The sequence below is a fragment of the Streptomyces sp. NPDC050263 genome (assembly GCF_040655955.1).
In the GTDB taxonomy this organism is placed as follows: Bacteria; Actinomycetota; Actinomycetes; order Streptomycetales; family Streptomycetaceae; genus Streptomyces.
In genome coordinates, this window is the sequence record NZ_JBFAKW010000111.1 from 18,252 (window position 1) to 32,342 (window position 14,091).

Annotated in this window: 3 protein-coding genes; all 3 read right to left on the reverse strand. The window is 71.0% G+C overall.

Annotation, left to right across the window (positions count from 1 at the left end; genetic code table 11):
- Window positions 1–25: 25 nt before the first annotated feature.
- Window positions 26–9,334, reverse strand: a complete 9,309-nt coding sequence (locus AB0J04_RS35060; RefSeq protein ID WP_363172646.1) for an amino acid adenylation domain-containing protein — start codon at window positions 9,332–9,334, stop codon at window positions 26–28.
- Window positions 9,331–13,329 carry an amino acid adenylation domain-containing protein gene (locus AB0J04_RS35065; RefSeq protein WP_363172647.1) on the reverse strand — a complete coding sequence of 1,333 codons (3,999 nt, stop codon included), beginning with the start codon at window positions 13,327–13,329 and terminating at the stop codon, window positions 9,331–9,333. The genes AB0J04_RS35060 and AB0J04_RS35065 overlap by 4 nt, the downstream gene beginning before the upstream one ends.
- 270 nt (window positions 13,330–13,599) lie before the next feature.
- Window positions 13,600–13,989 carry a signal peptidase I gene (locus AB0J04_RS35070; RefSeq protein WP_363172648.1) on the reverse strand — a complete coding sequence of 130 codons (390 nt, stop codon included), beginning with the start codon at window positions 13,987–13,989 and terminating at the stop codon, window positions 13,600–13,602.
- Window positions 13,990–14,091 lie beyond the last annotated feature (102 nt).

A 14,091-nucleotide genomic window follows, 5' to 3' on the forward strand; every position in this document is an offset into this window, starting at 1 on the left:
TCAACCTCCAGAGGCGGGGCGGGGTTTACAGGTCAGCGGTACCGGGAGCACCGGCACCCGGGGACGCCAGCGTCGCCCTGATGGTCTCGGCCACCGTGTCCACGTGGGGTGCCGCGACGATGCCGTGGTGGTCCGTGGGCAGATACCTGCGTACGGCGGACGGAGGCAGGCAGGTGTTCCACTGCCGGTCCGGCTCCTGAGGGTCTGCGGGGGTGGGCATGCCCGCCGTGGGGTGTTCGGCCAGCCACAGATACGTGGGGACGGAGACGAGTGGCCGTACGCGATGTTCCCCGAGGCTGCGCAGGTTCGCGCGGCAGCAGCGGGCCAGCCTCTCGGCGTACGCCTGTGCGTGCTCGGGCGGCAACGAGGAGGCGCCGGCGCCGAGTTCGGCGGCGAACACCCTGTCGAGGTGAGCCTCGTCGTAGGCGGCGACCAGCGCTTTTGCCTCGGGCGGTGGCGGATCCAGAAGGTAGAGCGCCTCCAGTGGCCGGCCGGCCGACTCGGCGAGACCCGCCATCTCCATCGCCACACGGGCGCCGTAGGACCATCCGGCCAGGTGAAGCCGGTGGTCCGGTCCGCCGAAGCGCTCACGTAGCTTCGCGTCGTAGTGATGGGCCCGCTCGGTCAGTGACCACGCGGGCATCCCGGTGTCGCGGAGTGCCGGGTCGGCGATGAGGCACACCGTCGGCGCGGGGCCGAGCGCTGCCACCAGGGAGCGGTAGGCCTGGATGTCTCCGCCCACGGGGTGCACCAGGCACAGGACGGCCGAACCGGTTCCCTCCTGCCAGATGTCGAGGACGACCCGGGAGGTGCCCCCGGCCGCCTCGGTGGTGGGCTCGGCGGAGGTGAGGGCCGCCTCGATGTGTTTCAGGATCTCCGTGAGGCTGACGCGGTGGCTGAAGGAGGCCAGGTCGAACTCGACGCCGTAGTCGTCCTCGATCCGGGCGATCAGGCTGATCAGGGTCAGCGAATCGGCGCCCAGGTCGTAGAGGGAGTCCTCCGGGTCCAGTTCGTCCACGCCCAGCAGATCCTGGATCGACCGGGCCATGGTGTCCGCCCGCTCTCCGGAACCGCCGACGCCGGAGGCTTCCTCCTCTGTGTCCGTCGGGTGCACCGGTCCGGAACGCGAGGACGGGGCCGCGATCCCGGTCGGAGCGTAGAAGGCCCGGGAGACATCGATGTCGGTGGTGGACACGAGGAGTTGAGGCAGTTGCAGGGCCAGGGCATGCGCGAAGACCGCTTTGCCCTCCTCGGCGGTCAGGCCGACTGTGAGGTGGGCCTGATGGCGGCTGTCCGGGTTGATGACCCGGGTCGCCATTCCGGTCTCGCTCCAGATGTCCCAGTCGATGCCGATCCGGACGGTCGTCTCCGTCTCGGTGGCCCGGTGGTGGGCGAAGCCGTCGAGGAGGCTCGCGCCGGCCGCGTAGTCGCTCTGGCCGACACCGCCGAGCAAGGCGGACATCGAGGAGCAGTAGACCGCGATGTCCGGGCGGAAGGCTCCGATCAGGTGCTCGACGACGAGTGCGCCCCGCTCGCGGACCGCGGCGGCGTCGCGCATCTCGGTGGCGTCACGTCGTACGAGCAGCGCGCCGTGTCCGAGACCGGCCGCGTGGATGACGCCGTCCAGCCGTGACGTGTGGCTGGCGACGGCCGCCGCCACATCGTGGACGGGCATGGTCGCGAGATCCGCCGGGACGAGGCCGATGCGGTGGGCCCAACCGTTCAGCTCCTCGGGCAGCCGCGGGTTTCTCGACAGCAGCAGAACGCGACCGCGAGTGTGTTCGAGCAGCCAGGCGGCGATGGCGCGGCCTATGCCGCCCGTGCCGCCGAGCACCAGGTGGACGGTGTCCGCTCCGGCCGGTACGAGGGACCGCGTCCCCTCCGGTTCCGGTACGGGTACGGTGCCCGGCCGCCACCAGTAGCCCTCTCGCAGCGCGAGCTGGCGCGGTAGATCCGGTCCGTCGGGATGACCGGATTCACGTGTTCCGGCGATGACCGAGGCCACGTGTCCGGCCCAGCGGGTGAGGTCGCCGTCGGGGAGGTCGAGCCAGTGGCCGGTCAGGGCGGACTCCTGAGGGGCGACCTCGACCGGCCCGGAGAGGAGCGCCAGTTCGGGTCTGTCCACTGTGCCTGTCACGGGCCGGGCGCCGTACGAGAGCCACCACACACGGGGGGAGCTGTTTCGCCCGGCAAGGGCCTGGGCCAGGGCGGCCGTGCTGTCCAGGCAGGTGTGACGGGCGTGTTCCAGGGTGCCGGGACCGACCGGCCCCGTCACGTCGAGGGGCAGGGCGTGCACCCACTCCGTGTCGGCGGACGCGGGGAAACCGTCCTCGGACAGCGCGTCGAGCAGCCGGCGCACGGACGCCGGATCGGCGGGGTCCACGGCGTAGGCGTTCGGTCCTCTGCGGGCGAAGGCGCCGGCCGGGTGCACCCGTATCACCCGCGATGCCACCGCCTCGAAGGGCGTGAGCGCTGTCCGCGGAGTGTTCTCGGACGCCACGACGACCACGGTGGACGCCCGGCCGGCCGGCACGCCGGTGTCCGCGACGGTGGCACGGCGCAGCCGGACCCAGTGCGGCTGGTGCAGCCAGTTCTTCCGGGGAAGCCGCCGGGGTGTGGCGGCCGGGACCTCGCGCGGCTTCTCGGGCAGCCGCTCGAAGTCGTATTCCGTGAGGGAGAAGGACGGGGGCGGGAAGTCCCAGGGCGCCGGAGCGGAGCCCGACCCCCAGTCGACCGGGCGTCCGGCGGCCCAGTCCGCGGCGAGGTCGTGGGCCGTGCGACCGGCCGCGGAGACCGTTACGGCGTCCGGGTCCGCGGTACCGGGCGGCACCGCTCCCGCGGCCACCGCGCGCAGCCAGCGCCCGGCCGCGGCGGCGTCCGTCACGGGTGCCGCGGCCCGCAGGCGGCGAGCGCCCCGCCCGGCCTGGAGATGACGCAGCACGAACTCGTAACGCTCCGGGTGGAGTTGGAGGTAGTCGGCGATCCGCGCGGCGTCGGCGGCGAGGGCGTCCGCCGTGGCGGCCGACAGCACCAGGCACGCGGGTACCTCGCCGGTCGCCACCGGTCCGGGCGCGGTGTCCTTCTCCACGATGACGTGGGCGTTGGTACCGCCGATCCCGAAACTGCTGACCGCGGCCACCCGTTCGCGTCCCCCGGGCCAGGGCGTGGCCTCGGCCGGGACGTAGAAGGGAGCGGGATCGGGGCCGATCTCGGGGTTGAAGGCACGGAAGTTGAGATTGGGCGGGAGCGTCCCGTGGTGCACGGCGAGGACCGCGCGGACGAGGCCCACCACACCGGCGGCCGCGCCCATGTGGCCGAGCTGGCTCTTGACGGAGCTCAGCGCGCAGCGGCCGGACTCGCTGACGTCGAACGCCTGCCGAAGCGCTCCCACTTCGATCGGGTCGCCGAGCCGGGTACCGGTGCCGTGTGCCTCCACATAGCCGAGGTCGGCGCCCGCGCGTCCGGCGCGGGACAGGGCGGTGCGGATCGCCTCCCGCTGTCCGGCGAGGGACGGCGCGGTGTAACTCATCTTCGCCGCACCATCGTTGTTGATCGCGGAGCCGGTGACGAGTGCGTAGACGGTGTCCCCGTCGCGCCGTGCCCGCCGCAGCGTCTTGAGGACCACCACGCCGACGCCGCTCGCGCCGACCGTGCCGGTGGCGTCGTCGCTGAAGGGCCGGCAGTCGCCGTCCGCGGAGAAGATGTGCTGCGGACGGTAACGGTAGCCGCCGGTCAGCCCGGGGTCGATGAGCACTCCTCCGGCGAGCATCACGTCGGCCTCGCCCTGCCGGAGCAGACCGGCGGCGAGGTGCACGGCGACCAGAGAGCTGGAGCAGGCCGTCTGGGCGCTGAAGACGGGGCCGGTCAGCCCGAGGTGGTACGCCACCTTGGTGGCCAGGAAGTCCTTCTCGTGGTGGAGGGCGAGCTGGAAGGCGTCCGGCAGTCGGTCGGGGTCCGCCTCGCGCAGCAGGGACTGGAAGTAGGTGTTCTCCCCGGCGCCCGCCACCAGGCCCACCCGGGTGGCCGAGGTGTTCGCCACTCCGGCGTGGGCCAGGGCCTGCACGCCGGCCATCAGCAGGTGACGCTGCTGGGGGTCCATCAGACGTGCCTCTTGAGGGCTGATGCCGAAGTGGCCCGGGTCGAAGTCGAGCATGCCGTCGATCGTGCTGTGCGCGCCGACGACTCCTTCCTGCGCGTCGAGGCGGCGGATTCCGGTGCCGCCGGAGACCACCAGCTCCCAGAAGGCGGCCAGGTCCGCGGCGCCGGGCACCCGTACCGCCATGCCGACGACCGCGATCGGCTCGCCGGGTTCAGGGGCCTGGTCGTGCTCCGCGGCCGATGGGGTGAGCGGCCGCGGGGCGGTGAGGTGGCGGGCCAGGGAGCGGACGGTGACGTGCTCGAACAGATCCGCGACGCTGAAGCGCAGACCGAGTGCCGTAGTGCAGCGCAGGTGGAAGCGCATCAGGGCGAGACTGGAGGCACCCGCCTCGAAGAAGGTCTGGTCCGGTGCGATCACCGACCCGGTGACCTCCTCGAAGGCGGCGGTGAGGCGCTTCTCCTCGGCCGACAGGCCCGTGCGGGTGAGCGCGGAACGGCGTATCTCTTCCCCCGGTGCCCGGACGGCCGACTGCCGGTCCAGCTTGCCGCTGGGTGTGCGGGGCAGTCTCTCCAGCCTGCGGAAGCGGTCCACCCGTACGTAGGAGGGCAGCAGGGCGGACAGATGCGTGGTCAGCTCGTCGGCGGACGGCGTTTCGCCACGGACTTCCAGGTCGGCCGTCAGCCGGTCTCCGTCACGTGTGACGACGGCGTTGACCACCGCCGGATGGCGCAGCAGGGCCGCCTCGACGGAGCCGAGCTCGAGCCGGTGCCCGCTCAGTTTGATCTGCTGGTCCTCGCGGCCCGCGTAGTGCAGCAGGCCCTCGCGGTCGAAGAACGCCCGGTCACCGCTGCGGTAGAACAGGCCCGCGCCGGGGAGTTCGACGAAACGGGTGTCGTCCGGTGCGGGTTCGTCGAGGTAGCAGCGGGTGGCCATGGTGCCGCCGATCAGCAGCTCGCCGGTGCGCCCGGTCGGGACCGGGTCGCCCTGGGCGTCCACCACACGCAGATCGGCGCCTGCCACCGGGCGTCCGATGGCGGGTCGCTCGGGCCACTGGCCGGGATCTCCCTCCAGACACAGGGCGCTCACCACATGGGTCTCGGTCGGCCCGTAGTGGTTGAACAGACGCGCGCCGGGGAGTCCGGCGAACCAGCGCCGGATGCTGTCCGTGCATACCAACTGCTCGCCAGCGGTGACCACTTCGCGCAGCCGGGAGGGATACCGGTTCAGGCGGACGGCGTACTCGGCGAGCAGGTGCAGGGCCACATAGGGCATGAAGATCCGCTCGGCGCCCGCGGAGTCCAGCCGGTCCAGGAGCGCGGGCACGTCCTGACGCCACTCGGGACGAACGAGTTGGAGGGTGCCGCCCGTGCACAGCGTCCCGAAGATCTCCTGGAAGGACACGTCGAACGCCAGCATCGAGAACTGCTGGGTGGCCGCGGGGGCGGTCAGGCCGCCGGGACCGGACTGCCACCTGATCAGGTCGCACAGTGTGCGGTCGTGGATCTGCACGCCCTTGGGGACGCCGGTCGAGCCGGAGGTGAACAGGATGTACAGGGGGCGGGCGCCGTCGTGTGTCGGCACGTCGTCCGGGCGTCGGACGTAGGGCTGCCCGTCGTACGGCTCGCTCGTGCCGTCGCTCTTCAGGGGTGGTACGACGAGGTGGCGCACCACACCGTCCGGGAGCAGCGTGTCCAGCGTCGGCGAGCCGTCCTGCGTGGCCAGGACGCACAGCGGGTCGATCTGTTCCAGGACGCGGCGCAGCACGTCGGGCGGGTAGGAGGGGTCGAGGGGGACGACGGTGACGTTCAGCCGTGCCAGCGCCAGCAGTGCCACCACGTGTTCGACGGAGGGATCCAGGTACAGGGCCGCCCGGCAAGGGCTGCCGTCGGCCGGGATCGGGTAGCGGTCGGCCAGTTCCGTGGCGAGTGCGGCGGCCCGGGCGTCCAGGGCCGCGTAGCTCAAGGTGACGCCGTCGGCCGTGACGACGGCGGGGGCGTCCGGAGTGCGGGCGACCTGCCGGCCGAAGCCTTCGGCGATCGTGCTGAAGCCGGATTCCGGGGCGGGTCCGCGCCCGTGCTCCGGAAGGGAGCGCCGGTACGGCACGACGAGCTCCCGGGCGGTGGCGCGGCCACCGGCCGCGAGCGCGTCCACGCCCCGCCGGAACAGCTCCGTCATCGCCTCGACGTCCTCGCCGTTGAACCGGTCCTCGGCGTACTCCCACAGCACGTCGAGTCCGTCCCCGTGCTCGACCACGGAGACCGTCAGCGGGCACTTGGCCTCCGGCGACGCCCACCACAGGGGGCGCAGGGCGCAACCGGGCAGCCGCAGCGCCCCGAAGTCGGTGTTCTCCAGGACGAACAGAAAGTCGAACGGCGTGCTGTCGCCGACGCCCTCCCAGCCGGTCAGGACGTCCGTGAGCGCCACGTCCTGGCAACCCAGTACCCGCCCTGTGTCGGTCCCGGTACGGGCGAGGTGCGAGCACAGGTCCTCACCGGGCGCGACGGTCAGAGGCAGCAGCACGGTGTTCGCCATCATGCCCGTGCTGTTCTCGAACTCGAGCACCGGGCGACCCGCGACCGGGGCGGCGACGCGCGGGCGGACCAGGCCGGTCACACCGTACAGGCACCAGGAGAACACGCTCAGCAGGACCTGGAACCGGGTCAGTCCGAACTCGGCGCACAGCTGGTCCACTTGGGCCCGCCGAACGACGTCGAGCGACGTGTGCAGCAGGTGCGCCCGCGGTGCCGGATCCGCGTCCTGGGCAGGCAGCGGCTCCAGGGGCTCCAGCGGCTCCTCCAAACCCCGGTAAAACGTGAGGAGTTCATCGCGCTGCGCCTGGTAGGCAGGGCTCGTGAATCGGTCGCTCTGCCAGACGGCGAAGTCCAGCGGGGTCGGAGCGGGTGCCTCGGGCCGGCCGCTTTCGGCGTAGGCGGCCGACAGGTCGTGCAGCAAGATGCTCAACGACCAGCCGTCCACGGCGATGTGGTGCAGGTGAAGCAAGAGCGTGCCGCCGTCGTCACGCGGCAGCCAGCAGGCTCGGAGCATGCGGGGGACGGCGAGGTCGAAGGGCTCGGCGAAGAAGGTGTCGGCGAAGGCGTGCGCCTCTTCCTCGTCCCAGGCATGCTGGGGGCCCGGTTCGTGCCAGGGGTCGTACGGTTCGCCGACGGTCTGCTCCAGGCCGTCCGGCCCGAGGCCGAAGCTCGTCCGCAGCGCCTCGTGGCGTGTCACCAGGCCGCGCAGCGCTCGCCGGAGGCCGACGGTGTCGACGGGTCCGTCCACGCGGAAGACCTGGTTGACGGAGTAGGCCCGGGAGCCCGGGGTGCGGCGCTGCAGCAGCCACAGCCGCTGCTGTTCGCTGGTGGCGGGCGCCGAGCGGGCGCCGGAGACCACCGGTGCCGGCAAGGCGCTCTTCTCGCCGGGACGGACCGTGGCGACCGCCTGGACGACGGCGGCCAGGTCGCCGTGCAGGACGGCCGCCTGGGACAGCTCGCGGCCCCATCGCTGTCGTACGGCGAAGCAGAACCGCAGCGCCTTCAACGAGTCACCGCCGCTGGCGATCCACCGGTCGCCGAGCCCGAGGCCGGTGGTGCCGAGTATCTCCTCGGCCAGTTCGACGACCCGGCACTCCGTCTCCGTCATGGCCGGTCCCTCGGCGCCGGGGGAGGCGGGTCGCCAGGGCCGGTCGGCCTGCCGCAGCAGGGCGGCCTCGTCGATCTTGCCGTTGGAGTTGAGCGGCAGCTCGGCCACGAGATGAATCTGGTGGGGGCGCATGTAGGCGGGCAGGTGGGCCGCCAGGTGGCTGTCGAACTCCTCGTAGGACAGTTCCTGACGGAGGACGACGAACGCCAGCAGTTCGTTGGGCCCCTCCTGGCCCGCGCGGCGCGTGCACACATGAGCCCGTTGGACCGCCGGGTGGGTGAGAACGCGCCGTTCCACCTCGCCGGGCTCGATCCTGAAGCCGCGGACCTTGACCTGGCGGTCGGTTCGGCCGACGTACTTCACCAGGCCCTCGTCATCCACCCGTACGAGGTCACCGGTGCGGTAGTACCGTTCCGCGCCGCCGTCCAGCCATGCGAGCCGCACGAAGCGCCGCTCGGTTTCCTCGGGGAGGTTGCGGTATCCGGCGGCGAGCCCGGCTCCGCTCAGCAGGAGTTCGGCGACCTCACCGGGTGCGGCCACCCGCTCCTGGCCCGGCACGACCAGGACGGCACCGGTCTGCGGCAAGGGGCGGCCGATCGGCACCACGGCCCCGTCGAAGTCCCGGGGGATCGGGTGGCACAGGGCGAAGGTGGTGGACTCCGTTGGCCCGTATACGTTGAACAGGCGGGTGCCGCTGTCGGCGTTGTCCCGGTACCAGCGGCGCATCACCTGGGGGGTGAGCTGCTCACCGCCCACAAGAACCTCGCCGGCCGCGGCGAAGCAGTCCGGCACAGCCGTGACCATCGCGTTGAACAGCGCCGTGGTGACGAAGAGGGTGTCCACCCCCTCGTGCCGCAGTGCCGCGGCGAGCCGCTCGGGAGTCCGCACGTCCCCGTCGCTCAGGACCACGCAGCAGCCACCGGTCAGCAGGGGCACCCAGACTTCGAAACTCAGCGCGTCGAACGCCGGATTCGCCAGGCAGGCATAGCGCAGACCGGGCTCGACGCGGATGTAGCCGGGTTGTGCCAGTCGCCGGACCCCGGCGTCACGGACCTCGACTCCCTTGGGCTGCCCCGTCGTTCCGGAGGTGTAGAACAGGAAGGACACCTCGCCGGGGGCGGACGGTGCCTCCACGGCTTCAGCGGTGTCCGGGAGTTCGGGCAGAAGGGCGGCCGCGGCGAGCGCCTTCACGTGCTGCGGGAGCCCGGTGACGCTCTCGGTCGTCTCGTGCACCAGGGCGACCGCAGCGGAGTCCCGGAGGATGAACTGACGGCGTTCCGCGGGGCTCTGCGTGTCGAGGGGCACGACCTGCGCCCCCAGCCGCAGAATGCCCAGCATCACGCAGACCAGCCGCCACGACCGCGGCAGCGCCACCGCCACGGCCTGCCCCGCGGTGACACCCAGGCGCCCCAGCTCCTGGGCGACGCCGGCGGCCGTCACGTTCAACGTCGCGTAGTCGAGGCCGACTTCGCCGTCGACGACTGCCTCGGCGTGTGGTGTGCGAAGAGCCCGGCGGTGAATCTCCAGGGCTATCCCGGCCGGGGCGCTCACGTCCTCGGCCACGTCGGTGGGGGACGTTTCGACGTGCGGTTTCATCGTGCCTCCGACGTGCCGGAAGGTGTGGTGCACTCCGTCTCGCCCTGGCCGGGGTCGGAGGCCAGCCGGTGCAGTTCGGCGGTGAGGACGGCGGCGACGCGGGGCAGTTCGTCGCTCTCCAGCATGTCCCAGTGACCGCAGGCGACCGGCTCGACCACGAACTCGCCGCTGACGCGATGCCGCCAGAACGCGCGTAGACGAGCGGCGGCGTTCTCGACGTCCGCTTCCTCGTCCTCCACGGCCGTCGCCTGCATCAGCACGACACGGGCGGGCGATCGGGGTACGGCGTAGTCGCGCCCTGTCTCGCGGTGGTGGTTGTAGACGTTCAGGTACCGGGCCACCTGGTCGTCGTCGATGCCCGGGTACATGCCGTTGAAGCGCACCAGCTTCTCCCGGAATTCCGCCATGCCGACCGGCGCGATCGCGGCGCGCTGCTCGTCGTCCTGGGCACCGTGGGTGTCGAGGAGGACCACACTCACTCTCTCGTGTCCGGCCGCCACCAGGCGGCGGCCCATCTCGTACGCGATCAGACCGCCGTAGGAGAGCCCGCACAGCACCAGTGCCTCGTCGGCGCGGGGACCGACGAGCCGCAGATACTCCTCGGCCATCGCCTCGACACCGGGCAGGGTGGACTCGCCGGGATTGATGCCGGGCGCCTGAAGCCCCACCACGCCGATGTCGTCGGCCAGTTCGGCGGACAGCGGCAGGTAGCAGAACGCGGTGCCGCCGGCGGGGTGCACACACACCACACGCTGCCGGCCGCCGCCCGCACGGAATTCGACCAGGTTGCCGGGTTCCGCGGACCGCGCGGTGTCGCCCCCGTTGCCGCGCACCCGCTCGGCGAGCGCCTCGATGGTGGGGTGCAGCATGACGTCCCGGACGGGCAGGGCGACGCCGAGTTCCTCCTGGACGGCGGACGCCATCTTGATCGCCGATATCGAAGTGCCGCCCAGCTCGAAGAAGTTGTCACCGATACCGATGTCCGGGTGCAGCAGCACCCCGCGCCAGACCCGGTACAGCGCCATCTCCACATGGTCGCGGGGCGCCGCCGTGTTGACCTGCCCGGCGCGGGTTCCCGCCGCGGCGCGCAGCACCTCGGTCCGGTCCACCTTGCCGCTGCGGTTCAACGGCAGCCGCGGGAACTCGGCCACCACGGCGGGGATCATGTAGTCCGGCAGCCGGTCCTTGAGGGCCGCACGCCACTCGTACGGCAGCCGGGTGGCTCCGGCGTCACAGCCCACGCCGGCGACCAGGCGGGGGCCGCCGGGGGCGTCGCGGTCGGCCAGGGCGACGGCCTCCCGCACCCCGGGGACCGCCACCAGCGCCGCCTCGACCTCGCCGGGTTCGATACGGAATCCGCGCAGCTTGAGCTGGTCGTCGCGGCGGCCGACGTACTCTGCATTGCCGTCCGGCAGCCAGCGCGCCAGGTCGCCCGTGCGGTAGAGGCGTTCACCGGGGACGAACGGGTCGGGCACGAAGAGTTCGTCGGTGAGGTCGGGGCGGTTCAGATATCCACGGGCCAGACTCGCTCCGCCGAGGTAGACCTCTCCGGGAACTCCCACGGGCACCGGACGCATTCGGTCGTCGAGCAGGTACAGGCGTGTGCCACGCAGCGGCCGCCCGATGGGACACGACCGCTCGTACGGCTGGGGGTCGGTGTAGGCGGTGGAGTAGAGCGTGGCCTCGGTCGGGCCGTAGCCGAAGCAGATGCGCAGGCCGGGCAGCAGCTCACGCATGCGGTGCAGGGTGCTCTCCGGCAGGGATTCCACTCCGGTCAGGAGCTGACGCAGGCTCGATCCGGCCAGGCGTGCGGCCGGATCCTCGCCGATCCACAGGACGTAGGACGGAGGCAGAAACGCCTGGGTGACCTTCCGTTCGCGCATCCAGTCCAGCAATGCCCGTGGGTCTCCACGGAGTTCGTCGGGAACCAGGTGGAGCACGGCGCCGGTGGCCAACGGGACGAGGAGTTCGTGCACCGACGCGTCGAAGCCGATGCTCGACCAGGCGGAGGACGCCTCGCCGGGGGCGTCCCCCATGAGTTCGCGCCAGTGGTCGAAGAGATTGACGACACTGGCGTGCGTCACCGCCACGCCCTTGGGGCGGCCGGTCGACCCCGAGGTGTAGATGACGTAGGCGAGCCGGGTCCGGTCCGTGTCGACGGCCGGTGCCTCGTCGTGCGCCCCCTCTGCCTCCACCTTCGCCAGGTGCTCCCACAGCCGCCCGCGGTCGTCCGCGGTGTCCCTCTCGTCGGTCAGCACGAGGACCGGTGCGGCGTCGCTCACCATGGCGCCGAGCCGATCCGGGGGCTGGCCGGGGTCGAGGGGCAGGTAGGCGGCTCCGGACTTGAGGATCCCGAGCACGCCGATGACGAGTTCGGTCGTACGTCCGGCGTGCAGGCCCACCACACGATCGGGACCGGCACCGCGGGCGATCAGTGCATGGGCGAGACGGTTGGCCCGGCGGTCGAGTGTCGCGTAGTCCAGCTCCGCGTCATCGGCCACCACCGCACACTGCCCGGGGCGTTCTCGGACCTGCGCGGCGAAGCGCTCCAGTACGTCCGCCGACGCCGGGTCGGCCACGGTGGGCCCTGTGCTGAAGTCGGCGAGGAGCGCCAGCTGTTCGTCCTCGTCGAGCAGGGTCAGGTCGGCGATCTCGGCATCGGGCCGCTCGGTCATCAGGCGCAGGACGCGCAGGAATTGACGTGTGTACCGTTCGATCGTCGCCCGATCGAAGAGGGCCACCGCGTAGTCGATCTCGCCGGTGAGGTGCCGCCCCTCGTCTGCCAGGGCCAGGACCATGTCGAACTTCGCGGGTACGTGGGCGGCGTCCTCCCGTAACTCGACCTGAAGGCCCGGAAGTTCGAGTTCCTTCCGCATGGAGGGGACCCAGGCGAACCCGGTCTGGAACAGGGCTGTGTAGGAGGGGCTCCGCGGTGGGTTGACCAGTTCGACGACTCGTTCGAAGGGGAGATCGACGTGCTTGAGGGCGTCACGGATCCGCTGGTTCACCCGCTTCAGGGCATCCCTGATGCTGGGGGAGCCGGAGAGATCCGCGCGCAGGGCGAGGGTGTTGACGAAGAAGCCGATGAGGCCCTCGACGTCGCCGCGTCGGCGGTTCGACGTGGGGGCGCCGACAACGATGTCGTCCTGCCCGGAGAGCAGGGACAGCAGCACGGACCAGCCGGTGAGGACGGTCGCGTAGACGGAGACATCGTTGTCTTCGGCCAGCGCGCGCAGAGCTCGCGTCAGATCCTCGTCGACGGTCACGGGCAGCCGATCGCCGTGGAAGCCCTGTTCGGGCGGGCGGGGCCGATCGGTGGGAAGGGAGATCACGGCGGGGGTGCCGGCCAGTGCGGTGGTCCAGTAGTCGGCGTGTGGGGCGGGCTCGTCTCCGGACATCCACTCCCACTGCCAGCGCGTGTAGTCCCTGTACTGCCAGGTGAGTTCGGGCAGCGGGATGTCCTGCCCCCGCTGAAGGGCGGAGTACATCACGCCCAGCTCTTTCAGTAGCAGGGAGCGGGACCAGCCGTCGAAGATGATGTGATGCGCCATCAGGATCAGTACGTGATGGTGCGGTTGGAGCGCTATCAGGCAGCCGCGCACCATGGGCTCCTCGCCCAGGCGGAACGGGGTGCCCTCCACCTCCGACCGTATGCGCGCGAATCGTTCGGCCCCGTCCGGCAGTCCCGTCAGATCCTCGAAGGTCACCGGGAACCCCGTGTCCGGCGGATCGACGACTTGAAGAGCCGAACCCTCGAAGGGGACCAGTCGGGTGCGCAGGGCCTCGTGCCGGGCCGTGAGCAGATGCAGCGCCTTGATGAGCAGGCCCCGGTCCAGCGGTCCCCGGATATCGAAGGGCATCGGCTCGTTGTAGGCGGCGCTGGCGTCTCCGTCCATGCGTGCCATGACCCACAGACGCTCCTGCGCCAGCGACAAAGGCGCGGGTTTTATCTCTTCGCCGGAATGATTACTGACTGCGATTCGGGGTAAAAACACGGGTTACCCTTCACGAGAAGAGAACGCGGCGAAAATCGGATAAAGCGTGAGCGGCTATCCGGCCTGGTCAACGCTGTTCTATGAAGTTGGGCGAGGTGCCTGCGGAGTGGCGATTGCGGACGGCTCTGTTTATCCGGCCGTCCGCATGGTGGCCCATTTCCGTTGATGCTAAATGCGCTTCGATTGGGCGGTCAACGGTGACCAACGCCACACCGATTCAGTGATGGAATACTGTTTGCGCTCGGCCTGCGACATTAAGGGGTCAATGGTTCACTTCGGTCGTGCCGCGCTCTCCCCGTCGGGGACGGCGTATCCGGAGACAGAAGGCCATCGCAAGGTCAAGACCACGGAGTCGTCCTCGGCGAACCAGGAGTGATCCACCCCCTGGCCCCAGACGACGTAGTCGCCCTGCTGCTCCAGCAGCACGCTGCGGCCGGGGAACTCCATACGGAAGCGTCCGGTGATGAGAACCAGCAGAGCCGTCCGCACCTCACCCTGCACCCACTGCGCTCGTTGCTCACCGCGTGGATGGACACCCCATTTCACCTCGACGGCGTCACTGTGGCGGGGATCGCCCTGCTCCATGAAATGCCCGAGCAGCCATCCCCGGTTCACTGTCGCGTCCTTGCCCGCACTGCCTACGTACACGCCGTCATCCATGAGCCCGAACGCTAGTGCCGCGGCAGGCAACGTTTGCCCGTCAAGGAGCGGCGTCCGGTGCGTGCTCTCGGTGTGCCGGCCGGAAGTCCTCGTACTGGACGT